Raw genomic sequence first — 23,895 nt, 5'->3', positions numbered from 1 at the left:
GTATTTTGGGCTTGGGCAGTGCTCGAAATCCTCACGTACTACGTGTACGCTCCGGTTTTTGCGCGCTGGCCGCACCCAAACTACTTTCGCTCGCTATGCCTTGAATGGATATTGAAAGCATTACAACATAAGAATCAATGCCCTATCACCGCTTTTGATGGATATAGGTCAGCGCCAGCGCCATCGCTAATACCAGTCCTTTGATGATATCCATGGCATAATAAGGTACTGACAGCATCACCAGGCCGTTTTGTAATACACCCAAGATCACCGCGCCAATTAAGGTGCCGAAAGCATTAGGCTTGCCAGAACCGGCCAAAGAGAAACCGATATACGCTGCTGCCACGGCATCCATTAGGTAGCTCCCCCCGGCGTTCACCTGCGACGAGCCAATACGTGATGCCAGCAGAATGCCACCCAGTGCCGCTAACAGGGAAGAGAGCACATAGGCCAGCACCCGATAACGCACGGTACGGATACCCGCCAATCGAGCCGCTTCTGGATTACCCCCAATTGCATACATGCGCCGGCCATGCTTGGTTAGCGACAGATACAACTGCACTACAATTGTCACCGCCAGCATAATCAGCACAATTACCGGCACTTGGCCCAGCGCTGAAAACATCTCAGGAATGACGCCTTCCGCCATATCGCCGCTGGGTAGCAACATATTTTGCGTGATAGACCCGCCATAACTGTAGGTCATCGCCACGCCCTGAATCACAAATAGACTGGCAAGGGTGGCCAGCATGTCAGGGATCTTCAGTACCACGATCAGAAAGGCGTTAAACAGGCCGACCAAGGTACAAATCAGTAGCGTTAGAATAATGGCGCCAGTGGTACCAAAACCGTACCAGACAAATAGCGATACCACGATGGCATTGGCCAACGAAGCGGTGGAACCCACCGACAGATCAAAACCACCAATCGACAGCGAAATCGACACTCCAATGGCAATCACCGTCACGATGGCGATGGAGCGCAAAATATTGATAATATTGTTTGGATCGAGGAAGTTATCCGATGCCAAGCCAAATAACGCGATTAGCGCCACAACGGTGAGTAACATCCCCCATTTGTAGAGAAAATCAAAGAGCTGATGACGCCATGGTTGTGCGTCGGCTAGGGGGATTTCTTTGTTCACTGAGGAGTTCCTCCAGTAGAGAATAGTAATAATGTCTCTTCATCAACATCGGCGGCGTTCAGTTCGGCGACAATACGCCCATCCCACAACACACAGATGCGAGAGCATAAACCGACCAATTCTGAGAATTCACCGGATGCATAAATAATGCCTTTCCCACTCTGTGCTAAAGCGTCAATCAGAGTGAACAGGTCTTGCTTGGCTTTGATGTCGACACCTTTAGTCGGTTCATCAAAAATCAGTACCTGCGCATCACCGCGCAACCACTTGCCGATTGCCACTTTCTGCTGATTGCCTCCCGATAGGCGCGCGAGTTTCTGTTGCGGCGAAGAGGCACGTATCCCAAGACGCTGAATTAACTCTTTGGCCCAATTTAGCTCCTGACGGCGGCTAAAAATACTCCAGCGGGAAAAACTGTCATCGGCGGCCACACTGAGATTCATCGCAATCCCTTCGTGGATAAAAATACCTTCTTTGCGCCGCTCTTCCGGTACCAATGCCAATCCTTGTGCGACAGATTGGGCGGGCGAGCGTGGCTTCCAAGTTTTACCTTGTAATTCGCCACTGTCGACACGGCTGGGTGTTGCGCCAAACAACGCTTTGCACAGTTCGGTTTTCCCCGCACCGGCTAACCCGGCAATACCCAGAATCTCCCCTTCATGCAGTGTCAGGGAAATATCGCGCAATTTGTGTTGATCATGTAAACCACGTACTGCCAGCAGTGTTTTACGGCTGACCGCCGCTCGCCGAGGGGGAAAAATATCATCCAGCGTATGGCCAAGCATTTTTTCCACAATCTGCTCGCCGCTTAGCTCACCCATGGCATCATGGCTGACACGTCGCCCATCACGTAACACCGTTAATTGATCGCAAATTTCGCGTAATTCATGGATGCGATGTGAAATGAAAACGATTGCCATGCCTTCCGATTGCAAACGGCGGACTACGCGGAACAAGCGCGCGCTCTCTTCTTGATCCAGTGGTGCGGTGGGTTCATCTAAAATCAGGAAACGGCATTGGTGGGAAAGGGCGCGGGCTAATAACACCTGTTGTTTCTCTGCCAGCGTGCAGGATTCCAGACGTTGACGCACATTTAATTTAACATCAAGTTGCCCGAGTAGCGCTTCTGCCTGACGGTAAAGCTGCGGCCAGTTAAACAGATGTCCCTGCTCTGCCAGTGTATCCAGCATAATATTTTCCGCCACAGACAGGGTGGGGATCAGCGCGACATCAACCTCTTGCTGAACCACATGGATACCCTGTTGTTTGGCTTGTCGGGGGGAATGAATATCTATCTGTTGGCCATCAATATAGATCTCACCACGATAGTGACTGTGAGCGCCGGAAAGAATAGCCATCAAGGTTGATTTTCCTGCACCATTAGCACCGACCAGTGCATGGGTGGAACCACCTTCCAGTGTAAAATCAACTTGTTGTAGTGCATGGAATCCAGAAAACGAAATAGAGATATTGCGCATCTCAAGGCGGGAGGAGCTGATGCTGGACATAAATTTCTGTGACTGCCCTATAAAGTATTTTGGCGACCTACCCCTTTTTGCTATTCAGAAATAGGCTTACGATTTTTCTCAGGTCAATCAACCGGAGAAACAGGCAGTCAATAATGCTGCTGATAGATTTCTTTTTTAACACAGTTTCTATTATTCGCAACAAACTAAAGTAGTTAAGGTATATCAAAAAATTATTAAACATTGCTGGCTTACCCCTTAAGATGAGAAAAACAGCGATAAGAACGTAATTTAAAAGGAACGCGCGATGAGCACGAATGCAATCCGGGTACAGGTAGGTCCGGCCAACTATTTTTCTTTTCCGGGTGCTATCGACAAACTGAGTGAGTTCTACCCTCCGGCGGCCCTGGATAAGGCACTGTGGATCTTTGGTGAGCGTGCTTTGGCGGCAGCCAGTGATTACTTGCCCGCCGCGTTCCACGGGCCGCAAGCGGTGCGTGCTGCGTTTTCAACCCATTGCAGTGAGTCTACTGTTGCGGATTTGGTGAAAACGGCGGGCAATGACCGCCAGGTGGTGATCGGTATCGGCGGTGGGGCAGTATTGGATACCGCAAAAGTGGTGGCACGTAAGCTGGGGTTGCCACTGGTCGCTATCCCGACTATCGCTGCAACCTGCGCCGCCTGGACGCCACTCTCCGTCTGGTATAGCGACGCCGGGCAGGCACTGAATTTTGAAATTTTCAAAGATGCTAATCACTTAGTCTTAGTTGAACCGCGCATCATTTTGCAAGCACCGGTGGAATATCTGCTGGCAGGTATTGGCGATACCTTGGCAAAATGGTACGAAGCCGTGGTACTTAGCCCACAGCCGGAAACGTTATCTCTCACCGTTCGCCTCGGATTACAGGCTGCGTTGGATATTCGTAATGTGCTGCTAAAGCAAAGTGAAGCCGCGTTACGGGCGGTTAAGCAAGCTGAACTGACACAGGACTTTCTGGATGTGGTGGATGCGATTATTGCCGGGGGCGGCATGGTTGGTGGGTTGGGGGAGCGTTATACCCGGGTGGCGGCGGCACATGCAGTGCACAATGGCCTGACTCTGTTACCCCAAACTGAGCATTTTCTGCATGGCACCAAAGTGGCCTATGGGATTTTGGTCCAGACAGCCCTGCTGGAGCAGGATGAGGCATTACAGTCATTGATTGTGGCGTTTAAAAAGTTGGGCTTGCCAACCCATTTAGCGGCGCTGGATGTTGATATTAATGATCGCGATGCTATTGAGCGGGTGATTGGTCGAATTCTGAAGCCGAGTGAATCAATTCATTATCTGCCTATTGCATTGAATTCAGACAAACTGTGGGCGGCAATTGAGCGGGTAGAAATGGCCGCTCAGCACTGATAGCACGCGGGAATAACCGTTTATACCCGTTATACTTCAAGCTGCATGTGCGTTGGCTACGCTCAATAACCCGAATCACTTACTCATGTAAGCTCATCGGGATTTTCTCGCTTGCCGCCTTCCTACAACTCGAATTATTTAGGGTATAGATCAAACTGTCATAAGAATATTGTTTCAAGTGCTTTAACATCTTGTTTTTTGCTCTCAACTTAGGGCAGAATACGCGCCATGCAATAACCGACGTTTAAACGCGTCGGTTATTTTTTTGCATTCATGTTTTCACAAATCAAGAGGCCGGACAACGATCCGGATAGATAAACAGGTCCGCGAGCGATTATTCACATACTGAAATCGCCGTTATGAGGAAAGAAAGATGGGGCAATTATTCACACTGGCACCGGTGCCCACCGGTATGCGCTGCACATGCAGCGATTATGGCGCAGCAGGTATGGCAAATACCCGTTACTCCGCTCTTATTTCCCCACTTACGTATCCCAGGCAGATACGAAGTTTCCCCGTCACCTCTAACCTGTGCGCTACACTTGCGAATCGGGTTAAAGGTATGGGGAGGCTGAATCATGACGCATAACGCTACTGTTGCAGTCGGTACTAACCAAACGGGTACCAACAACCGCGTCCAACTCAGAAAAACACTAACACTGGTCCAAGTGGTGATGATGGGTCTGGCTTATTTACAGCCGATGACCATTTTCGATACTTTTGGCATTGTTTCCGGTTTGACCGATGGTCATGTCGCGACCTCTTACGCCATTGCGTTGATTGCGGTGCTGTTCACGGCAATCAGCTATGGCAAACTGGTTAAACGCTTCCCGTCTGCGGGGTCGGCGTATACTTACGCCCAGAAATCCATTAGTCCGAATGTTGGCTTTATGGTGGGTTGGTCATCACTGCTGGACTATCTGTTCATGCCGATGATTAATATTCTATTGGCAAAAATTTACCTCGAAGCAATTTTCCCTGGTGTGCCATCATGGATTTTTGTTGGCGCGCTGGTCAGCCTGATGACGCTGTTTAACCTGCGTGGCATCAACGTGGTGGCAAACTTGAACTCGGTTATTGTTGTGGTTCAGGTGGCTATCATGGTGGTCTTTATGGGGCTATTGATTCATGGTGTTTATCAGGGTGAAGGTGCGGGCACATTGGTAAGCCCACGCCCGTTCTATTCTGAAAATGCCCATTTGGTGCCGATGATAACCGGGGCCACGATACTGTGCTTCTCATTCCTGGGTTTCGACGGCATCAGTTCATTGTCTGAAGAAACCCCCAATGCCGGTAAAGTGATCCCGAAAGCGATTTTCTTGACGGCATTGATTGGCGGCGTGATCTTTATTGTGGTGTCTTATTTCTTACAGCTCTATTTCCCGGATATTTCGCGCTTCACTGATCCTGATGCGTCACAGCCGGAAATTATGCTGTTTGTTGCTGGCAAATTCTTCCAGTCAGTTATCTTGTGCTTCTCCTGTGTCACGGTATTGGCATCAGGGATGGCGGCACATGCTGGCGTTTCGCGTCTGCTGTATGTGATGGGCCGCGATGGGGTATTCCCAGAAAAAATATTTGGTTACGTGCACCCGAAATGGCGGACTCCGGCAATCAACGTACTGTTGGTCGGTGGCGTGGCATTGTCAGCTATTTCCTTTGATCTGGTGACGGCGACCGCATTGATTAACTTTGGTGCGCTGGTGGCCTTTACCTTCGTGAACCTGTCAGTGATTTCACAGTTCTATATCCGTGAACGCCGTAACAAAACGTTTAAGGATCATTTCAGCTACCTGATTCTGCCAATGATTGGTGCCGGAACGGTGGGGGTGCTGTGGATGAATCTGGAAAGCAGTTCAATGACACTGGGGCTGGTGTGGGGCGCGATTGGTCTGGCTTATATGGTCTGGAAAACCCGTGTTTTCCGTCAGGCTCTGCCTCAATTTAATGGCGAACTGGCACAGTAGTCGCATCTGATATTGCGCAATTGCTGACTAAAACGGAGCCTGATGGCTCCGTTTTTTATGGGATAATTTACTGCCACAACCCTAGCTCACCAAGCCTCTGGCATACTCAAACAGTGCTTTCAGCAGTGCCAGCTTCTCTTTATCGTCTTGATACTGGTTATAGAATTGTTCCAGTTGCAGCACGTAGTCCTGCACTCTTTCAGGATTGAGGGCTTCGCGGCGATGTTCCAGCCAACGCTGTTGCTCACTGTCAGTCAGCGTATTGGGGTAATTACGGGCGCGAAAGCGGAAAAATAGCGCTTCCAGCCGTGGATCTTGAAAGGTCAAATCCAGTGCGGGCAGGTTTTGCGGTTCAGTTTGTAAAATGATCTTCATGGTGGCGCGGTCGGCATCGCTGAAGAAGCCATTATACAGTTGTGCATCGACATCATCGGATACCGCAAAAGGTTCGGCTTCGGCGAACAGTGCCACCACTTTTTCACGTACTTGCGGATTTTGCCGCAATAATTGTAAATTTTGCAGGCAACGTTGGCGATCAATGCCCAAACGATCAGCATTTTCCGGTAATAAAGTTTTAGCGGGAGCCAGTACCGGGCATTTATTGATATGCACCAGTTTCAGTGGCACCGCTGCATCCTGTGCATTGAGTTTGTCGCGGCGGGTATACAGACGCTCGCGCAGTGTATCGCTATCCAACGCCAGCAATGGCGACATATCACCGGCCAGGTCACACATAATCACCGCATTTTTATTCTCAGGATGCCATGCCAGCGGCGCAACCCAACTGGTATTGCCCCGTGCCGCGCCAAACATGCCAGAGACATGAACCAACGGCGTCATCTCCGCGATATCAATCAGTGCGTTTATTTTATGCTTACTGCGGTGTTGATATAAATAGTCGAATAGGCGGGGTTGCGCCTGTTTGACCAATTTCGCCATCGCGATGGTGGCATACACATCTGACATCGCATCATGGGCATGCAAATGCTCAACGCCATTGGCTTTGGTCAGATGCTCAAGCTTGAAACTCGGCAGGCCATCTTCATTTTCCGACCAGACGATACCTTCCGGGCGCAGGGCGTAACAAGCTCGCATCACATCTAACAGATCCCAGCGGGAATTCCCTCCTTGCCAGCTATAGGCATAGGGATCGTAAAAATTGCGGTAGAAAATATTGCGACTGACTTCATCATCAAAACGAATATTGTTGTAACCGAGGATACAGGTGCCCGGCACATTGAAAGCCTGATGGATTTGGCGGGCAAATTCTGCCTCATTCACGCCATTGGCTAAGGCATGCTGTGGCGTGATACCGGTTATCATCACAGCCTCTGGCTGTGGCAGATAGTCATCGGCGGGAGCACAGTAAATGACCAATGGCTCTTCGATAATATTGAAATCTAAATCGGTGCGTACCCCGGCAAACTGGGCCGGCCGGTCCAATGCCGGACGCTGACCAAAGGTCTCGTAATCGTGAATGTAAAACGTCTTTTGTATTGGCTTGTCTTTCACTGTATTTATATGCTCTTTGTTTGCCAGGTTTGTACATTAATTTCAATGGTTTAATGTGACTTATGTATTTGTGCGTAATTCAATGTATGTGTTTGTATATTGATGTTTAAGATAGTCCATGTGATATTGAGTACCAAGTTAGTACAAAATCACTATTAATGTTGAGTACAAAAAATAAAATGGCTATCAGTGATACAAAATTACGCGCTCTGTATGGTAAACCATATTCAGGAGCACCAGAAGTAACGGATTTGGATGGGCTTGGGATAAGGGTATCACCAAAGGGCGTAATAACTTTTCAGTATCGCTTTCGATGGGAAGGTAAGCAACACCGTATTGGTTTAGGGCGATACCCGGCTGTAACGTTAAAAGATGCGAGAAACAAAGTTGCTGACTTCCGTGAGAATTTAGCTCGAGGATTAGATCCACGATTGCTCACCAGTCAAAACAAAAACGCCAAAAGCCCAACAGTTAAGGACTGTCTTGCTTACTGGGAAGAAACATACGTGAGTGTCTCCTTGAGGGATAAGACACAGCAGCTTTATAGATGTACCGTCATAAAGAACATGTCTAACGCTTTCCCTGGTGTGCCTATTGATGAAATAACCGTTCGTAACTGGATGGATTTATTTACTGAAGAAGAGAAAATAAACCAGCGCCGCGCTCGCCATCTTTTAGTGCAACTTCGATCAGCGATTAATTGGTGTATCAGGCGTCAATTTATTGATGGTTGTAGCCTTATGAAAATCAGCCCTCGAGATATAGGTGAGAAACCAGCGGTAGGGGACAAGGTTCTTACTTACAATGAATTGGCCCGCATATGGCTGGCTATCGAACGTAGTAGGGCGTCAACATCTAATAAGCTGCTTCATCAGATGCTCATGTTGTGGGGTGCAAGGAATGGAGAATTAAGGCTATCAGAACTTAGTGACTTTAACGAAGAAGACAAACTTTGGATTGTTCCGGCCGAAAAATCCAAAACGAATAAAATAATTCGTCGGCCAATCTTCAGCCAGGTACTCCCTCTCTTTGAAAAGGCAAAGCTGACTTACGGAAACGTACTATTCCCAGGGCAAAAGCTTAATGCTCCAATGACAATAGCTGCTGCTAATCGTTATATTGGCAGGATTAGGAACGTTGTTAATGCAGGGGTATGGACAGCGCATGATTTCCGCCGAACCCTCGCAACTAGATTGTCTGAAGAAGGGGTGGCCCCGCATGTAATTGAAAAAATGCTGGGCCACGAACTAGGCGGCATCATGGCTGTATACAACAAGCATGACTGGATTGAAGAACAGCGCGAAGCTTATGAACTGTATGCCGAGAAGATATTTTGGCATATTAAGAAGCTCGCTGGTTAACCCCGCCGTTGAGTATCCATTGCTCGACCTCTGCCAGTAAGTATTGCTTTGGGTGCGTCCTCACTGGTAGAGGAAAATTATAAATCTTTGTGTACTTCCAGATTGTCATGCGAGAAGAGATCCTGAGCTTAGCCATCACTTCTTTCTCTTCAATCATATCGGTGCTAGACATCAGATAGACTCCTTGATTGAGTGCTGCCCATTTGCTTCTTCACGTGCAAGCTTTCTAGCAATGCGATCACATTCTTTATAAACCGAGTGAGGAACATGCTTTTTTAGTTCTTGTACCAGATACTTTCTGATCAGGACGCTACGAGACAGTTTGACATTCTTCTCTCTGGACTTAAAAACAGACAACCTCTCTCTTATACGTGCCAGTAACCACGTCCAGCGCTTATGAGCTGCATTAGCCTTTTGCCTCCACTCTTCACTGCCGTTTGGGTTCCCACTGATATATTCTTCAATATTGTCCAGTGCGCGCGTTGCAACTGACAGAGCACAAAGGTGATCCTCACGGGTAACCAGTGTCTCAAAATTAATATGACCTTCTGGTGTATAGAAATTCTCAGGAACAACATCTGAATAATCGTGTTTCATACCAGCAGCTCCCGTAACCAAATAATCCAGCCAAGCCAAACATAGAAACCAGAAATAAGCCCAAAACCTCCAAGGGTAGAAAAGAACAACGTCCACATGATCAGCTCAAATACCTTCTTCATTCAGCTTCTCCTGTGTGGCTTTCGGATTTCAGGCGCAAGGTGAAGCCACCGAACGCTGGATGCTGCCAGCGTTTAAGTTTTCCTGTGGGTGGTGTGGATTCATCAAGCAACGTTTGAGCGGCTTTCATGAACGACTCACGATTGATCTGCAAATGGCCGCGCGCTCCATTGGTAAGACGAGTAAGTAAGTTGGCGAATGTAACCAGTCGGCGGCACGTAGAGTCAGACAGGCCGCTGACCCATGACAGCTCAGATACGAGTGCGTACTCAGATTCTTCACTAGCAGCCGCTTGGTTATTAATCTGCAATGTTTCGGGTGCTGGTGGTGTGATAGCCGTAACCGGTTCAGCTACTGGCTGATACTTTTGAATACCAACAATATCAATTACCGCTTTCATGGTTGCCGATGCGGTTGCCTCAGCCACAACGCGAGCCAGGGAAAGAATGTTGTCGTTCATTGATGCAAAGGTTTGTTGAGGTTGCGGCGATTCAAGGCGAGGCTGGGCTTCAGATGTTTCAAGTGCGTGCCAACGATCAATTATTGCAGCGCGGCGCTTGACGTCATAACCAGAAATCAAGATTTCAGTATGTCGGCGATCAAGCAGAAACTCAGAGATATATCCTCGACCATCAACGCTGATAATGACGCCATTAACAATCACAACTCGTTGATTTTTAATATGATGGTTTTTTCCATCATCTTTATCGATATCATAAAGTTGCTTTAAGATATTCCAGATATCCACATGCACATCTGATTTGTTTTTCCCTGTCAGGGTGGCAATCTCTTCACTACTCATCATGGGTACACCATTGATTACCAGTTCAGCTTTTTTGTTCATTCTCTATTCCTCAGTGGACCACTGGCATATCTGGGATGCCTTCGGTTTTGATCATCGCGATAAATTCATCGTGCAGCATTTCCAGACCTTCGCGGCCCATTGCCGATAACTTAAAACCTTGCTTCTGGCACACCACCACCATGTCCTGATACATCCTTAGAGCCAGAGCCATATTTCTCGATAGCGCATCCCTCAACGTGATTTGCCAAGGAGAAGCGCAGGGGGCTTGGGTAAATGCTTATGCCTCCATTCTTTCCGATGTAGATAACGGCAAGGTCAGATCCGCCTTCATCGTTCAGGATTTCAGCCGTGCCATTTTTTTCTCGCTCTTCATTGATGAACACGGTCACGACGAGCCACCGCCAAATAATGACTTCCTTTTCAATGCTCAAACTCAGCCAGCCGTTAACTTTCGCGTCTTGAATGCAGGCTAAAGTCCTCAGACCTTCAGAGATTTTTTTGTCGTAATACCCACTATCAAGCTGACGGATTGCAGCGGAGTATCCAATGACACGGTTCCCCGTTTTAATGCCGTCAGGCGTCGATTCTGGATTCAGTTCAGTACTCATCAGTTACACCCCTAACTCTTTGTTGTATCGCTGGTGGCTCATGGCCTCCCAGTGCTGCCCACCGTCTTTCGATAACAACCGCCAGCGGTGGGTAATGCGTAAAGACAGATAGCCATACTGATACGTGCGGCGAGGGCGAACGGCTCCACGGCGGTACCGGTTTAAAATCTGAGTGGCCCCGATGTAGATCCGAAGCGGGATGCGGTTACCTGATAAGGTCATAGTTCTGGTTTCCCCTTGTATTTACCCTGGTCAGAACAGCGTTGGGCATTGCTGGCGCATATGCTTTGCAGTTCTATGGATGGGGCCATTGGTAACGCGTCACGCCAAACACATGCAGCGCGGCGGTATAGCCCTTTAGCTTCAAGCTCGATTGCTTGCTCTGCTTTTTGGGCGTAATTGTTCATGCCACCACCTGCAATAAAATGCTGTCCGGGTTCTGCAATTTGTCGGTAACGGCATCGAGCATCATTTCTTCCATGACCTGAGCGCCCAGCGGGGTTAATTTGCTGGCATCACGGTTCAGCATCGCTTCATACGAGGTGGCTATTTGGCGCTGGCCGTCTGCAATGCCGTATTCAGCACGAAGTTGCTTCTCTACGATTTCTTTCAAGCAAAGCTCTATGCTTACCTGTGAAACCTCGACACGAACCTTTGCTTTGTTAATGGTCACGTTCGCCCAATCGCCGCCATAATGACGCTGGCAAAAATCCAGATAGGCGAGGGCGATACGCCGTCTGTTTAATTCGATTTTGTTAATTTTGTCTGACATGGCTAATTACCTTTTCTCTATCTTTGGGCTGAGAGATTCCCCAACCGAAAGGCTGTAATTAAATTTTGTTTTACGATTACTTAATTAATAAGGTTTGGTTTTCATCAGCTCAATATGCTGGCTTGACCATTCCTCATATTTCTTCTGCCATTTAAGCATTTCGCGTTGCTTGGCTAGCAGGCGACGAATGCGACGCATACAGCGATTATGTGAGGCTATATATCTTGGTGATGGCTCACCTCTTTCCCAGTGAATACAGCCATCCACTTGGGTGTATTTTTCGCCAACCCGAGAACTAACACCTGCGCGTTTAAATACTTTTTCAGTCATGAAGTGAGCGAGACGATTAATCGCAGTTTCACGGCTAAAGCATTTTTTACGGCGACCGTGACGCATAACGAAATAAACAGGTTCTGGTCTTAATTGGAATGCAACCTCGATACCACCATCATCAATTAAATCAAATTCCCACTCTTCGAATCTGGCTGGGTCAACTTTATCAATGTTCATTTGTTAGTGACTCCTGATTTCTTGGCTGTAAATAACACGACCTATAATCATAAGTTCGATGAGACTATCACTGGCAATCTCGAAACTTTGATAGAACTGATTGGATGGTAGAACCCAAACATTATTACGGATGAATTGGAGCCGCTTAATCATGAAAATACCGTCAAGAAAGAAAGCAAATATTCCATCTTCAAAATAACGAATTGGTGTTGTATCGATAATGACCTTATCACGACACTCAATTTCACCTGTCATTGTGTCGTCGGGCATTACTACCATGAATTTGTTTTGCTCGATTGGAGTAAACAGGTTCAGGTTATATGCTTTGCTATGTTTATTCACCGAGTTGCCAGAGCTGTGAAAATTGGTTATAGGTAAATTAGTCATGGATCGCCCTCATTCTTCGCAACACACGATTAAGCTGCTTGATGCTCATATTGATGATGGCTGATTCACTGCAAGTATTATCTTTTGGCCCTAAAGTCGTTTCGGCTAAAGTAAGAGCACTGACAACCTCGGATACTTCATCGAAAATACAGCCATCATCGGTCACTTCGAATAGACTATTCATGGTCAGCCCCTTCTTTAACTATTCTGGCCGCTGTTGTTTTGGCGTAATCTTCGACATACGCATCAAGTTCATTTGCTAACATCGTGCCTTGGTTAGGGTCGCCGCGAAGAATTGCCGCGCAATCTAATATTGTTGCCATATCATTAAGGATATTTGCTAAATCTAACTTGGTTAATTTAGCCATGATTAGCCCCACTAGGTTTATCCATTTCAATAGCTACAGCGTCAGGCAACCCATCAAGAATAGTTAGCACGGCGTCAACAATGTCAGGGTAACTACCATCATCAGTGGTCATAGTTTCACGCCAAAAAGATAATATTGTTTGAGCCTGCTGGATCCGACACATAACATCATCCAGAGTAATTTGTTTTTTGCTCATGCCATTCTCTCCTGACTTGGAATGCGACCAGCAAAAGAAATAACGTAATCGCTTATCAATTGTTGCCGTGCTTCTTTGTAACTATGGGCGGTTACACGCATCATTACCGGCTTGGCTTTAACGTCAGAGCGCTTAATGGTTGCAAAGATGAATACCGTTAAGATAGAATCCGTTTCAACCTTATTAAAACCGTCGCAGGCATTATTTAAGGCTAGGTTCTGGTTTCGTTGGCGCGGTACCAGAGCCGAACTAACAAGATTAGATAGGTTATTCATGATTTAGCCCCAATAGTATTAAGTAACCCAGCAAGGTATGCGTGAAGTTCAATAATTTGGGTAAATGCTAAATAATAAAGAACATCGCCATCATCTTCGCTATCAGGTTCAAGAGCAGCTCTTAATAAAACCTCTGAATTCCTAGCCATTATTTTTGCTTTGTCTATTTCACTAATTAAATTGCTCATTATTTAGCCTTACCATTTCCATCATTCAATAAATAATACAATGATGAGTTTAAATCACCTGCTAACTTGATAATTGCTGATACAGCAAAGGCGATATCAGTTACTTCTTTATCGCCATCGAGAGCATCTTTCACCATAGTGACGAGAACGAATATCTCAGCAGCGCGTTCACTGGCATCTTCAACTTTATGTTTTGGCATGGTTAATGAAATCATATCAACCTCGTTATTAGGTGCGGGGCTGGGTTGTTACCCTAACTTACATTTAAGTATTTCTTCTATTCTGGGTATGACTTGAGGGCTAAATAAATTCAATCTTTCGATCTGTGTTTTAGTTACTTTTTCTGGGCTACTAAATCTAAATACTAAGCAAGTTCCATCATCGTAATACATTAGGATTTCATAATTTTCTTCCGGGGATAACGGAAGGGTTAATAAAATTTTTCTGGTCATGATTTATTCTCTAGTAAGAGATTAATTGGCTTGCGTAATTACTGACCAGTCAACGAATTATCCAATGCTTCATATGCCATTGGCAGCTACTGCGTGGGCTTCCTGCCTTTTCGTTGCCGATGAAATAAGGCTAACTTAAGTTAGCTTTTTCGTCAAGATTAAATTAAGTTAAATTAGCTGTGAGTTTATTTGTGAGAATTAAGAAGAGGATAGGAGGAATGAGGGGGGCCTCTGAGATATCGAGGCCTCTGGAACTACAACTCGTATTGGACGCCGCGCACAACACCGATAATGTCACAATTACCGTTTATTGGGATGTTGTTATAGCGTGGATTTAACGGAACAAGGTATTTGTTAGGCCCATCAATAACTAATTTTTTAAGGGTTGCCTCGTTCGTTCCGTCAACCCTAGCCACGACAATTTTTCCATTGCTTGCCTCTACTTCAGGATCAACAATAATAGTTGACCCCTCAGGGATGCTTGGTAATCCATTGGGGTTAGTCATTGAGTCGCCCCTAACTTTAAGGGCGAAAGATGATGGTGAAACCCTTAACCCGGTACTCAACCATTCATCAACAGATTCAAACAATTCTCTCGGCTCACTCTCAGTAAATAACCCCGCCTGAACCCATGAAAGAATAGGTAGCTTACTCATATCTGTAATTAGAGGCTCCAATCCTTGTAATTCAGAACCGTATAATATGTAGCTTTCAGAAGTGTTGAAGTACTTTGCTAGTTTTAGAAGAGATTCTCCTTTGGGTACGTTTAAATCTTTCTCCCAATACCCAACGGAAACGTCAGAAACACCACAGTATTGACCTAGTGTTTTTTGTGTTGTTTTAGTTACTTGTCTAAGTCTTTTGATGCGTTGCCCTATCGATTCCATAACAATCTCCTGCATTCAAACCTAAGTTATCTTAATTTTAATTGACTGAATATAACTTAGCAATTAATATCTAAGTTATATTAGCTTTGCCTTTGAAGGGGGCATTATGACAACTGATGATATTGAAAAATACTTTGGCGGTGTAGTTAAAGTTGCTGTTTTTTATGGAATTTCACCAGAAGCAGTTTATCAGTGGCGTAGCCGCCCAGGCCGATTAATTCCAAAGGGGCGGGCTGCCGAGGCTGCTTATCGTACTGAGGGAAAACTTAAATTCAATCACTCTCTCTACGCTCAGGACTAACTCATGACTCCTGAGGCATTCATCCACAAACACATTTTAGTTGCGCTGGTGGCTGATGGTGTCCCTGACGTGATTGCTAGGGGGGGGGCAGACGAAGGCGTCAAGCACTACCACAAACTTGCTCAGGCAAGCCGCAAGGGTGCAGCTTTTGATGATTGCTTAAGGGAAGCGCGTCTGTGGGTTCAGTTCAATTGTTCGAAAGCAGAACGCAAGCCGAGCCGGAAGCGGCAACCAAAGTCTCAGATTCAGCTCGGATTAGTTTAGCGGCAAGGGGCATTGATGGCTTATGAGCAGTTCGTCCCGGTAATCATGCCAACGGTGTTTTGTCCCGAGGATGGGAAGTGGATTCAGGAGCAGTTACAGCAATTGGCACCCTCGTTGCGCAGAAGGGTTGTCGTTAAGTATGCAGAGGCTTATCAGGTCGCGTTTTACACGGAGTCTGTTTCATACCGTCAAGAGAACAAAGCAAGGCATGAAGCTAATACGCGATTGAGATTGTTTGTGAAAAGCCACGGAAAAGCACTACAGGGTTACACAGTCAGTCCGCCGTTGGTAGTGAAGTAATAGCAGCCCCGAAGGTGTGGCGGCTTGAAGCAGTAAATTACACGCTGACTTGAAGGTGTCAGGTGTTAGCAGGTCGAGATTCTTTGTCCGTCTTTTTTCGTATCAATGTACTCGTTAGCTAGTACATGAATAAGGGAGAAGGAGGAGGGGGGTAAGGGGGGAGGTGGATGTGGGATTGGAATAGGCCTTTTCCAACAGACCACTCCATAGGTTAGGTAGATCTCGATCTAGGGGTTGGCCCTCCAAAATGCACCGTACTAGCAAGATGATATGCAGAGTAGGCATAGACCAGAAGAAAGGTTTTCTCTGGAATAGTTAATTGGCGAGAGGTTACGCAATGCTGAACATTACACCGAACTTCGCACAGGAACGCGCTCTGAACATGCTGCGCAGTGACTGGAAGTCATTCGGCTCTTTCATGGTCTATGCACCGACAGGCAGCGGTAAAACCGGTTTGGCGGCATTTATCGCAGATGGGTTTGTTAGTCGTGGTATGCGTGTGCTCTTCATTGCCCCATACACAATTTTAATTAACCAGACTGCGCAGCGTTTTATCGAGTATGGACTCCCTGAGGACGAGATTAGTTTCATCTGGCAGAAACATCCGAGCTATGATCCAACGTTAAAAATTCAGATTGCCAGTGCCGCCACGCTGATCCGCCGTCAGTTCCCGGACAATATTGACTTACTGATCGTTGACGAGGCTCACCTCCGGCAGAAACAAATTCTGATTGAGATTGAGCGCCTGACACGCGAAACACAGGTGAAAGTTATTGGTTTATCCGGTACGCCTTTTTCGCCATTCCTGGGTAATTACTACCAGCAACTGGTTAAGCCGACCACCATCGGGGAGTTAATCCAGCGCGGCGACCTGAGCGGTTACGAGTTCTATGCGCCGAGCAAGCCAGACCTGAAAGGCGTGAAAACAACTAATACCATTGATTGCGGGCGAGACTACAACGAAAACCAATTGGCAGAAATCATGTGTGGTGCTGACCTCGTAGGCGACATCGTTGATAACTGGCTACAGAACGGGCGGGATCTGCCCACTGTGGCATTTTGCGTAAATGTAGATCACGCCAATTACGTCACCATACAATTCAATAAGGTGGGGATTAACGCTGAGGTGATGGTAGCTGAAACCCCGCATGAAGAGCGTCAACTCATTATTCATCGCTTCGAAATGGGCGCCACAAAAATTATCGTCAGTGTGGGCGTGTTGGTAGCTGGTTTTGATAGTGATGTTCGCTGCGTTATCTACGCCCGACCCACAAAAAGCGAAATCCGTTGGTTGCAGGCGCTTGGGCGTGGCTTGCGTACTGCGCCGGGTAAAGAGTCTTGCCTTGTTTTCGATCACAGCGGCACTGTTCACCGCTTAGGCTTCCCTGACTCTATCGAATACAACGAACTGCCATCCAAAAGCGACGGAATGAAAGATAGCGCCAGTCGTGAGGCAGAGGAACGCACTGAAAAACTCCCTAAAGAATGCACCGAGTGTCATTTCATGAAACCCGCAGGGGTATACGTCTGCCCAAAATGTGGATTTAAGCCACTGGCAGGACAGGACGTGGATACCGACACCCAGCGCGGACTGAAAAAATTAGGCAAGGGAAAGCGTGTATTCACCCAATCCGACAAGCAAGCCTGGTGGAGTCAGATCAAGTTCTATCAACGTCAGCGCTCATCGATGGGTAAGCCCGTAAGCGATGGGTGGTGCTCACATACCTTCCACGACAAATTTAGCGAATGGCCTAATGGCTTAAGTGATTTCCCGATGGAAATAACACCGGAAGTCAGCAGCTACATCAAACATAAACGCATCTCCTTTGCTAAAGGCCGGGAGAAATTAAAGCCACCAGTTCAGCAATGTAATTCCGGAAATATTGACGCCACCACAGCAATTATTGATGCCAGAAATCACCTTGAAGAAATACGGAAAAGTTTAAGGAAACCAGCATGAAGACAGCAGAAGCAGCAAAGGGCCGATGGGCTGAGATTTTTGAATACTTCGGTTTACCGCCAATCACTGGCAAAAATCACTTCAAGGGGGAATGTCCGGTATGCGGTGCTCGCGGCAAGTTCCGTATTGATGATCGTGAAGGCGTTGGAATGTGGATTTGTACCTGTGATAGCGGCGATGGCATGAAACTGCTTAACCTGACTCAGAATAAATCATTTTCTGAGCTGTGCGCCGAGGTGGATCAGCTTATTGGCAATAACTACCGACACATCAGCATTCCTGTCACCAGTTCAGCAGCGAAACAGCGGCAGCGAGTTATCAGTAAGTTTTCAAAGCTGGTGGATTTGCGCGGTACCACTGCCGCAGATTATTTGCGCCAGCGCGGTATTAATCGGCTTCCTGTTGAAGCCGTCCGGTTTTGCGATAAACAGCGGCATGCAGGGCGGGTATATCAGGCGCTTTATTCTCTGGCGACAGATGATAAGGGGGAACTCTGTTACCTGCATCAGACCCTGCTTGATGGGGATAAAAAAGCGAATATCGGTGATAGCGCTAAACGGCTTAAATCACTACAGGAACAGAACTACCTTGATCATACCCGCTCAGTGGCAATCCGCATGTTTCCGGTTGCCTCCACGCTGGGCATTGCTGAAGGCATTGAAACATCACTGTCCTGCTATCAGGTGTACGGGATAAACACATGGTCAGTAATCAATGCTGGATTCATGGAGAAGTTCAGGGTACCGGCAGGTGTCAAACACCTCATTATTTTTGCTGATATGGATAAACATTCAGCCACTGGACAGGCCGCAGCGTTTAATTGTGCTACCGCCAATCTCAGAGCAAAAAACGATTTGATATCTGTCAGCGTACGCTGGCCCGATAACGGCGATTTTAATGATTTCGTGATGAACGGCGACCAGGTTCGTGAGCAGGTCTATACAAAGAGGGCAGCATAGTGAAATTAGAATCAGCAATGAAACAGTTCAGCGCCAAGAGCCAGATGATTACGGATTCACCCCGCGCTACCTCTTCCGACTCGCTTAAGGGGCCTGATCTGGCTGCTGCAATGGGAATGGTTGAGGCTCGGGCCAGTTTCGGAATGGCTGCATATCTTGGCAAGGTTGGCATCAGCAAAGAGGACCGGATCAGAACTGTCGAACAGCTTACCCAGTTTGCAATGAAGAATGCCCCGAAACATGTCGGTAAAGTATCGGGCCGCCGAATGGCTCAATGCATGGTGATTCTGGCTAAATTTGCCTACGAGGAATACAGCAGTTCAGCAGCGGCAACTATCCCATGCAAATGTTGCGGTGGGCGTCGATTTATCACTGTCACTCGGGATGTTGTTACTTACTCTGGTTACATCGGTGCAGATGGCGAAGAAAAGATATCCCCGACCATCAAAAATGAACAAGTGCGGGAGTTGTGCCAATCCTGTAACGGTAAGGGTGCTATTTCTATTCGCTGCCGCTGTAATGGTACCGGTAAAGTGCGTGACCTTGAGAAATCCAAACGGCTTGGCGCGCCAGTAGAGAAAGAGTGTGAACGCTGCTCAGGAATTGGATACAAACGGACACCCTCAACAACAGCTTACAGAGCGATTACAGCGTTGCTTCCAGAACTCAACGAAAGGACATGGCGGCGTAATTGGAAACCATTCTATGAGTCGCTGGTGGCTAAATGCGACATTGAAGAGAGTTATGCTGAGGATGAGTTTCAGCGAATAACACGATAGCGTCATGATTGGTGCCATTAGCGACAAAGTTTGATTATTAACTTGCATTTTGTCCGAAATTGGCGTAAATTATTTAAATCATGGGCGTTTCTGTAGACGAGCGCAAAGAAAATTAATTAAGACCTCGCCGTTGTGCGGGGTTTTGTTGTTTCTGAGTTATATGCAGCCATTATTAGTTGGTTATTTTTTCTTTAATGAAATACCAGTGTCAAATATCGCAATAGCCATAATGTGTTAGTGATTGATAGATTACCCGCATCGTTTGGCCCTTTAGCTCAGCAGGTTAGAGCGTGCGACTCATAATCGTCAGGTCGCTGGTTCAAGTCCAGCAAGGGCCACCATCGCACCGTTAGCTCAGTTGGATAGAGCAATTGCCTTCTAAGCAATAGGGCACTGGTTCAAGTCCAGTACGGTGTACCAAATGCGCCCATAGTTAAATGGTATAACCCCTGCCTTCCAAGCAGATATTGCCGGTTCGATCCCGGCTGGACGCTCCATACTTCAGAGAAAGAGACTGTGCACTTAGTTTTAGTCCCCTTTAGTTAAGTAGCACTAGTTTCTTGAAGGAGTGACGGCCGGGAAAGACCGGCAACTATTCCAGCCCTTGAGTTAATAGCTCGAGGGCTTTTTACATGTGTGATTATCCCTTATGTAGAATCAGCCAACAAAGAGTGAACCAACATTCACATGGGTACTGGATTGGTTAATCCAATCGTTGTGAAACAGTATCCAGCCGGATACCTCCTGAATGAATAAACAAAAATGTTTATATTTAGCTTGTCGATATAAACAAAAATGTTTATAATTATTCCGAGTTAAACAAACAGAAGGAGGTGGTGAAGCAGAGCGAGTATCGAAAATGGCTAGAAGCTCAAGGGGTAGAGATTAAGAGCGGTACTAATCATCTTAAACTCTACTACCAAGGCAAACAGTCAGTAATGCCGATACATCCCAGTAAAGAGTTAGGGGAAGCGCTAAGGAAAGCGATAATCAAACAGTTAGGCATTAAATAATAAACTGGCCCTTAGGGGCTGGTTACTCGCAAAGGTTCATCGTGTTAAATATGCGATATCCAGTAAAATTACAGAAAGACGGTGATGGGTACTTTGTTAGTTTCCCTGATATACCGGAAGCATTAACGCAGGGCGAAACCAGAGAAGAAGCTTTAGAAATGGCGCGTGACGCTCTGGTAATGGCATTTGATTTTTACTTCGAAGATAATCGCCCGGTCCCGCTTCCAAGTGAGTTGGGTGATGACTTTGTGTCCGCTCCGGCGAGCGTATGGGCAAAAGTTCTATTGCTCAACGCAATGCTTGAGACTGGAGTAACTAACGCTGAATTAGCGCGCCGAATGGGGCTTAAGCCGCAGGAGGTTCAGCGGATTGTCACGTTAGGGCATAACACAAAGATTGATACAACAGAGGCGGCTTTGACTGCACTGGGCAAGCGACTGGAACTATCAGTTAGATAATCAGCAACTTTTTAATTTTAAGGCTCACTTCTGTGGGCCTTTTGTATTTTAAGTGTATGCGGTCAGCGCATTGGTAGGTGTTGACGCCGGAACCGTAACCGACTTCAAAAATGATAAGCCCCGACATAAGTCAGGGCTTTTTTGTTTGTGGAATGGGCGGATACCTTCATTCAAAAGCGCATGTTCTATTAATGATCAACAGCGTAACCATTAGGCATTCTTTGTAGTACTCGCCACACAACAGTAATGACGGATTGTAATCATCATCTTTATTTACTATTTATTTTTGCCACATCGACAAATAATCCTGAAAGGTATTCATCATGTCTAATTCATTAAAATATCCCATTATTCTCGTTCATGGCTTCAGTGGTTTCGATAAGATTGCTGGAATCTATCCTTATTTTTTCGGTATTCAGCAAGCACTGGAAAACGCCGGAGCTACTGTATTCACTGCCTCTATATCGGCAGAAAACAGTAATGAAGCTCGTGGTGAACAATTACTCAGTTTTGTAAAACAAGTCATCCAGTTAACCGGAGCCCAGAAGGTCAACCTGATTGGCCACAGCCAAGGCCCTTTGGCCTGTCGCTACGTCGCCGCCATTCATCCCGAACTGGTTGCGTCTGTTACCTCCGTTAATGGGGCAAACTTTGGCTCGGAAATTGCCGATCTGGTACGCTTGGCGATGAAACCAGGCTCCCTTCCAGAAGCGATTGCGGGCGCAGTGATGAATGCTTTTGGCTCATTCCTTTCCATTATGACTGGTCGTCCCTCCCTGCCACAAGACAGTGTCGCAGCGCTTAACTCGCTCACCAGCGAAGGCGTCGCTAAATTCAATGCCAAATATCCGCAGGGTTTGCCAAGCAATTGGGGAGGAGAAGGTAAAGAATATGAGAATGGCGTTTATTATTATTCTTGGGGTGGGGTGATTAATTACAACCCGATTGAGCAGGGGCTCAATAATTTTGATCCGCTGCATATTTCAATGGTTGCCCTCTCATTTCTGTTCACAAAAGAACGTTTACAGAATGATGGGTTGGTTGGGCGCTATAGTATGCATCTCGGCAAAGTTATCCGCTCTGATTATTCAATGGATCACTTGGATGCTATCAATCAAACTGCGGGGGTGGTTACCAGCAGTACCAACCCTGTTCAACTATTTGTCGAGCACGTGGCACGTTTAACATCAAAAGGGTTATAACTTTCGGGAGCGTCTTAAAGGCCGCCGCAAAGTTGGGTCTGAAGGGGGATGCTGGAGAGGAGCTTTTTAATCAGACCGTTGGCGAAATGTACGATTTAGAAATTAAGCGTGAGTGTGATAAGAGTTGGTTGTGCAGTAGCTCTTATCCAGTCGAATAAACCTCGCTTCGGCGGGGTTTTGTCGTTTCTGAGGTCTGACAATGTCAAAACTGTCCACTGATAGTTTGGTATTTCATCCAGCAGACGAGAAGCCAACGTCTGATATGGACTGCAAGGCAGTGTTATTGCTCAATCCTTGCGATGGTTACCATATTGGCTTTGTGCGTGATTCCTATGGCTACACAGGTATTTACACTTGGCTCATGAGTTAACTGACGTCGCATGATCTCTATGTTGCCTGGGCGTTATTGCCTGACAGCATTGAGTTGAGTAATAAATTTGAAGGCCAGAAAAAACTTCGACTATACTGATTGCGAGATATGCTCAGGTTGATTACCACTTATCAATCTTTAAACGAAAGTTGAGCGTGTCTTATCAATATGAAAACTGACAGCCGGGAAAGACCGGCAATAATTATAAATACAGAGCTCTTGAGTGTTTGTATGTATTTGCAATGCTGATTATATAGTGAAGTTATAGTTTCTTTATTAGTGACTGTTGGCTCAGTTGTTCTATCCAGTGGAACTGGCTATCACCGCACTGTATTTTATGGTCCAACCCTAAACTGTTGGTTTTTTTCATTTCCACATTCGCCTGAGCTTCACTGAGTAACGGGTTCATATCCCAATATATTCAGATCATTGCTGCAACAATGGCTTGGTTAGGTGCTGACGTTTTTTGCAAATTATTAATTATGGTATCGATTTATGTTAGAGAGTTTCTACCAGAAATAGCTATACTCTCGAAACCAAGAGAATTCCTGAGAGGTAAAGCATGTCAGACGTCACGTCACATTTAACGCTTGAATTATTAGCATTGAAAAAGATAGTTGCAGCTTTGTATTGCACTCTGAGCCCTACAGAACGTGAGAAACTCGACTCCATGCTGATGGACAAAAGCCCACTAGGTGGAAGTATCGAGTCGCCGTCATTGCAGCTAGAGATTCAAGGTAAAATTAATAAAATCCTGCTTTAGTGTGACTTCGTAGTGATGTAACAGTCGAGATAGCTCGTTTAATTATTGAGCCCTGGCATTCGCTGGGGCTTTTTCATTTTAGCCCACCAGTCACCCAATCAACTCCACACACATTACTGCTAATGAGTGGTTGCACTGGTGAGCTAAATACCAGCAACTAACAAATGCCGAATAAGATGGATGGCAAAAAACTAAGAAGCACCATCGAGACACGGTGCTTTAACTCAAGTCAGATTTCAAAAATTTACAGTGTTAGTGCTTCTTCTCTACAGGGAATTGAACACCGCACCTTTCCAATACCTCAAGGTGTCTGGTTAAATCAGAAATCAAGCTTCTAACCATGTCGGGTTGCAGAGCATAGAATTGGCTTTCCTGAGCTTCACCAAGTTTCTGCATTGGTGAGGAAATGAACTGGAATTTTAAAATGAGCATATCATGACCAGGTAGAGGTCCTGCCTGCCATCCCGCCACAGGGAATACGGGAATATCGTCTTTCTTAGACATTAGGTTTC

Annotated in this window: 34 protein-coding genes, 3 tRNA genes and 1 pseudogene; 17 read left to right on the top strand and 21 right to left on the bottom strand. The window is 46.4% G+C overall.

Annotation, left to right across the window (positions count from 1 at the left end; all coding sequences use genetic code 11):
* Window positions 1-145: 145 nt before the first annotated feature.
* Window positions 146-1,144: an ABC transporter permease gene (locus tag V1956_RS17415; protein WP_420070922.1), complete on the bottom strand. Its 999-nt coding sequence runs from the start codon at window positions 1,142-1,144 to the stop codon at window positions 146-148.
* Window positions 1,141-2,652 (bottom strand): sugar ABC transporter ATP-binding protein, encoded by a 1,512-nt coding sequence (locus V1956_RS17410; protein ID WP_372558475.1) that lies wholly within the window; start codon window positions 2,650-2,652, stop codon window positions 1,141-1,143. Before V1956_RS17410 ends, V1956_RS17415 begins: the two co-directional genes overlap by 4 nt.
* A 265-nt stretch (window positions 2,653-2,917) precedes the next feature.
* Between V1956_RS17410 and V1956_RS17405 the strand changes: the two genes are divergently transcribed.
* From V1956_RS17405 to V1956_RS17395, 3 genes are all read left to right on the top strand, one after another.
* Complete coding sequence (locus V1956_RS17405) at window positions 2,918-4,009, top strand: oxidoreductase (protein WP_442825418.1); 1,092 nt, start codon at window positions 2,918-2,920, stop codon at window positions 4,007-4,009.
* A 373-nt stretch (window positions 4,010-4,382) separates the two neighbouring features.
* Window positions 4,383-4,598 (top strand): hypothetical protein, encoded by a 216-nt coding sequence (locus V1956_RS17400; protein ID WP_032906857.1) that lies wholly within the window; start codon window positions 4,383-4,385, stop codon window positions 4,596-4,598.
* Entirely contained in the window at window positions 4,588-5,976 is a 1,389-nt protein-coding gene (locus V1956_RS17395; protein ID WP_442825417.1) for an APC family permease, read from the top strand. Before V1956_RS17400 ends, V1956_RS17395 begins: the two co-directional genes overlap by 11 nt.
* An 81-nt stretch (window positions 5,977-6,057) precedes the next feature.
* Here the strand turns inward: V1956_RS17395 and sbcB are convergent, their stop codons facing one another.
* Window positions 6,058-7,488 (bottom strand): exodeoxyribonuclease I, encoded by a 1,431-nt coding sequence (gene sbcB / locus V1956_RS17390; protein ID WP_442825416.1) that lies wholly within the window; start codon window positions 7,486-7,488, stop codon window positions 6,058-6,060.
* 179 nt (window positions 7,489-7,667) lie between these two features.
* Here sbcB and V1956_RS17385 point away from each other — a divergent pair, with 179 nt between their 5' ends.
* Window positions 7,668-8,849 carry a tyrosine-type recombinase/integrase gene (locus V1956_RS17385; RefSeq protein WP_427212929.1) on the top strand — a complete coding sequence of 394 codons (1,182 nt, stop codon included), beginning with the start codon at window positions 7,668-7,670 and terminating at the stop codon, window positions 8,847-8,849.
* Here the strand turns inward: V1956_RS17385 and V1956_RS17380 are convergent.
* The 17 genes and pseudogenes from V1956_RS17380 to V1956_RS17300 all read right to left on the bottom strand — a co-directional run bounded on the left by V1956_RS17380 (window position 8,830) and on the right by V1956_RS17300 (window position 15,014).
* The gene (locus V1956_RS17380) at window positions 8,830-9,021 is read right to left on the bottom strand and encodes a helix-turn-helix transcriptional regulator (protein WP_083159324.1); all 192 of its coding nucleotides are present in this window, start codon (window positions 9,019-9,021) and stop codon (window positions 8,830-8,832) included. The two genes, V1956_RS17385 and V1956_RS17380, sit on opposite strands and share 20 nt — an antisense overlap.
* Window positions 9,021-9,446 (bottom strand): hypothetical protein, encoded by a 426-nt coding sequence (locus V1956_RS17375; protein WP_442825415.1) that lies wholly within the window; start codon window positions 9,444-9,446, stop codon window positions 9,021-9,023. Before V1956_RS17375 ends, V1956_RS17380 begins: the two co-directional genes overlap by 1 nt.
* Entirely contained in the window at window positions 9,443-9,568 is a 126-nt protein-coding gene (locus V1956_RS17370; RefSeq protein ID WP_442825414.1) for a sodium:solute symporter, read from the bottom strand. The genes V1956_RS17375 and V1956_RS17370 overlap by 4 nt, the downstream gene beginning before the upstream one ends.
* A complete protein-coding gene (locus V1956_RS17365; RefSeq protein ID WP_442825413.1) occupies window positions 9,565-10,410 on the bottom strand; it encodes a transcriptional regulator in 846 nt (281 codons plus the stop codon). Before V1956_RS17365 ends, V1956_RS17370 begins: the two co-directional genes overlap by 4 nt.
* A gap of 10 nt (window positions 10,411-10,420) precedes the next feature.
* Window positions 10,421-10,979, bottom strand: a pseudogene (locus V1956_RS17360) (hypothetical protein).
* A 3-nt stretch (window positions 10,980-10,982) separates the two neighbouring features.
* Window positions 10,983-11,201: a ParE family toxin-like protein gene (locus V1956_RS17355; RefSeq protein ID WP_442825412.1), complete on the bottom strand. Its 219-nt coding sequence runs from the start codon at window positions 11,199-11,201 to the stop codon at window positions 10,983-10,985.
* The gene (locus V1956_RS17350; RefSeq protein WP_439322566.1) at window positions 11,198-11,386 is read right to left on the bottom strand and encodes an ANR family transcriptional regulator; all 189 of its coding nucleotides are present in this window, start codon (window positions 11,384-11,386) and stop codon (window positions 11,198-11,200) included. The genes V1956_RS17355 and V1956_RS17350 overlap by 4 nt, the downstream gene beginning before the upstream one ends.
* Window positions 11,383-11,751 (bottom strand): hypothetical protein, encoded by a 369-nt coding sequence (locus V1956_RS17345; protein ID WP_442825411.1) that lies wholly within the window; start codon window positions 11,749-11,751, stop codon window positions 11,383-11,385. Before V1956_RS17345 ends, V1956_RS17350 begins: the two co-directional genes overlap by 4 nt.
* Window positions 11,752-11,835: 84 nt before the next feature.
* Window positions 11,836-12,261, bottom strand: coding sequence for a hypothetical protein (locus tag V1956_RS17340; RefSeq protein ID WP_442825410.1), 426 nt, complete (start codon window positions 12,259-12,261; stop codon window positions 11,836-11,838).
* 3 nt (window positions 12,262-12,264) lie between these two features.
* Window positions 12,265-12,648 (bottom strand): S24 family peptidase, encoded by a 384-nt coding sequence (locus V1956_RS17335; protein WP_442825409.1) that lies wholly within the window; start codon window positions 12,646-12,648, stop codon window positions 12,265-12,267.
* On the bottom strand, window positions 12,641-12,832 hold the full coding sequence (locus V1956_RS17330; RefSeq protein WP_442825408.1) for a hypothetical protein: 192 nt from the start codon (window positions 12,830-12,832) through the stop codon (window positions 12,641-12,643). Before V1956_RS17330 ends, V1956_RS17335 begins: the two co-directional genes overlap by 8 nt.
* Complete coding sequence (locus tag V1956_RS17325; RefSeq protein ID WP_442825407.1) at window positions 12,825-13,016, bottom strand: hypothetical protein; 192 nt, start codon at window positions 13,014-13,016, stop codon at window positions 12,825-12,827. The genes V1956_RS17330 and V1956_RS17325 overlap by 8 nt, the downstream gene beginning before the upstream one ends.
* Window positions 13,009-13,212 carry a hypothetical protein gene (locus tag V1956_RS17320; protein WP_442825406.1) on the bottom strand — a complete coding sequence of 68 codons (204 nt, stop codon included), beginning with the start codon at window positions 13,210-13,212 and terminating at the stop codon, window positions 13,009-13,011. The genes V1956_RS17325 and V1956_RS17320 overlap by 8 nt, the downstream gene beginning before the upstream one ends.
* Window positions 13,209-13,487 carry a host cell division inhibitor Icd-like protein gene (locus V1956_RS17315; RefSeq protein ID WP_442825405.1) on the bottom strand — a complete coding sequence of 93 codons (279 nt, stop codon included), beginning with the start codon at window positions 13,485-13,487 and terminating at the stop codon, window positions 13,209-13,211. Before V1956_RS17315 ends, V1956_RS17320 begins: the two co-directional genes overlap by 4 nt.
* Window positions 13,484-13,675 (bottom strand): hypothetical protein, encoded by a 192-nt coding sequence (locus V1956_RS17310; RefSeq protein ID WP_442825404.1) that lies wholly within the window; start codon window positions 13,673-13,675, stop codon window positions 13,484-13,486. The genes V1956_RS17315 and V1956_RS17310 overlap by 4 nt, the downstream gene beginning before the upstream one ends.
* The gene (locus V1956_RS17305) at window positions 13,675-13,890 is read right to left on the bottom strand and encodes a hypothetical protein (RefSeq protein WP_442825403.1); all 216 of its coding nucleotides are present in this window, start codon (window positions 13,888-13,890) and stop codon (window positions 13,675-13,677) included. Before V1956_RS17305 ends, V1956_RS17310 begins: the two co-directional genes overlap by 1 nt.
* 491 nt (window positions 13,891-14,381) lie before the next feature.
* Window positions 14,382-15,014, bottom strand: coding sequence for a LexA family protein (locus V1956_RS17300; RefSeq protein ID WP_442825402.1), 633 nt, complete (start codon window positions 15,012-15,014; stop codon window positions 14,382-14,384).
* Between the two features lie 106 nt (window positions 15,015-15,120).
* On the opposite strand from V1956_RS17300, the gene V1956_RS17295 reads away from it, so the two are divergent.
* The 13 genes from V1956_RS17295 (at window position 15,121) to V1956_RS17235 (ending at window position 23,383) form a co-directional block, all read left to right on the top strand.
* Window positions 15,121-15,315: a Cro/CI family transcriptional regulator gene (locus V1956_RS17295; protein ID WP_427264796.1), complete on the top strand. Its 195-nt coding sequence runs from the start codon at window positions 15,121-15,123 to the stop codon at window positions 15,313-15,315.
* A gap of 3 nt (window positions 15,316-15,318) precedes the next feature.
* Complete coding sequence (locus tag V1956_RS17290; RefSeq protein WP_442825401.1) at window positions 15,319-15,579, top strand: hypothetical protein; 261 nt, start codon at window positions 15,319-15,321, stop codon at window positions 15,577-15,579.
* 15 nt (window positions 15,580-15,594) lie between these two features.
* Window positions 15,595-15,879, top strand: a complete 285-nt coding sequence (locus tag V1956_RS17285) for a hypothetical protein (protein ID WP_442825400.1) — start codon at window positions 15,595-15,597, stop codon at window positions 15,877-15,879.
* A 337-nt stretch (window positions 15,880-16,216) separates the two neighbouring features.
* Window positions 16,217-17,839, top strand: a complete 1,623-nt coding sequence (locus V1956_RS17280; RefSeq protein ID WP_442825399.1) for a DEAD/DEAH box helicase — start codon at window positions 16,217-16,219, stop codon at window positions 17,837-17,839.
* Window positions 17,836-18,798: a DUF7146 domain-containing protein gene (locus V1956_RS17275; RefSeq protein WP_442825398.1), complete on the top strand. Its 963-nt coding sequence runs from the start codon at window positions 17,836-17,838 to the stop codon at window positions 18,796-18,798. The genes V1956_RS17280 and V1956_RS17275 overlap by 4 nt, the downstream gene beginning before the upstream one ends.
* Entirely contained in the window at window positions 18,798-19,577 is a 780-nt protein-coding gene (locus tag V1956_RS17270) for an antitermination protein Q (RefSeq protein WP_442825397.1), read from the top strand. The genes V1956_RS17275 and V1956_RS17270 overlap by 1 nt, the downstream gene beginning before the upstream one ends.
* A 264-nt stretch (window positions 19,578-19,841) precedes the next feature.
* Window positions 19,842-19,918, top strand: a tRNA-Ile gene (locus tag V1956_RS17265).
* Between the two features lie 2 nt (window positions 19,919-19,920).
* Window positions 19,921-19,997, top strand: a tRNA-Arg gene (locus V1956_RS17260).
* Window positions 19,998-20,000: 3 nt separating this feature from the next.
* A tRNA-Gly gene (locus V1956_RS17255) sits at window positions 20,001-20,074 on the top strand.
* Between the two features lie 339 nt (window positions 20,075-20,413).
* On the top strand, window positions 20,414-20,590 hold the full coding sequence (locus V1956_RS17250) for a type II toxin-antitoxin system HicA family toxin (RefSeq protein ID WP_442825396.1): 177 nt from the start codon (window positions 20,414-20,416) through the stop codon (window positions 20,588-20,590).
* Window positions 20,591-20,640: 50 nt separating this feature from the next.
* Window positions 20,641-21,048, top strand: coding sequence for a type II toxin-antitoxin system HicB family antitoxin (locus V1956_RS17245; RefSeq protein WP_442825826.1), 408 nt, complete (start codon window positions 20,641-20,643; stop codon window positions 21,046-21,048).
* A 323-nt stretch (window positions 21,049-21,371) separates the two neighbouring features.
* Window positions 21,372-22,250 carry a lipase family alpha/beta hydrolase gene (locus V1956_RS17240; RefSeq protein ID WP_439309182.1) on the top strand — a complete coding sequence of 293 codons (879 nt, stop codon included), beginning with the start codon at window positions 21,372-21,374 and terminating at the stop codon, window positions 22,248-22,250.
* Between the two features lie 932 nt (window positions 22,251-23,182).
* Window positions 23,183-23,383, top strand: coding sequence for a hypothetical protein (locus V1956_RS17235; RefSeq protein WP_442825395.1), 201 nt, complete (start codon window positions 23,183-23,185; stop codon window positions 23,381-23,383).
* 252 nt (window positions 23,384-23,635) lie between these two features.
* Here V1956_RS17235 and V1956_RS17230 read toward each other — a convergent pair whose 3' ends face one another.
* A complete protein-coding gene (locus tag V1956_RS17230; RefSeq protein WP_442825394.1) occupies window positions 23,636-23,887 on the bottom strand; it encodes a bssS family protein in 252 nt (83 codons plus the stop codon).
* Window positions 23,888-23,895: the final 8 nt, after the last annotated feature.

This window comes from Yersinia sp. 2540 StPb PI (assembly GCF_052217165.1).
Taxonomy (GTDB): domain Bacteria; phylum Pseudomonadota; class Gammaproteobacteria; order Enterobacterales; family Enterobacteriaceae; genus Yersinia; species Yersinia enterocolitica_E.
The sequence above is the reverse complement of the archived record's forward strand: the minus strand, read 5'-3'. Positions and strand labels throughout refer to the sequence as shown.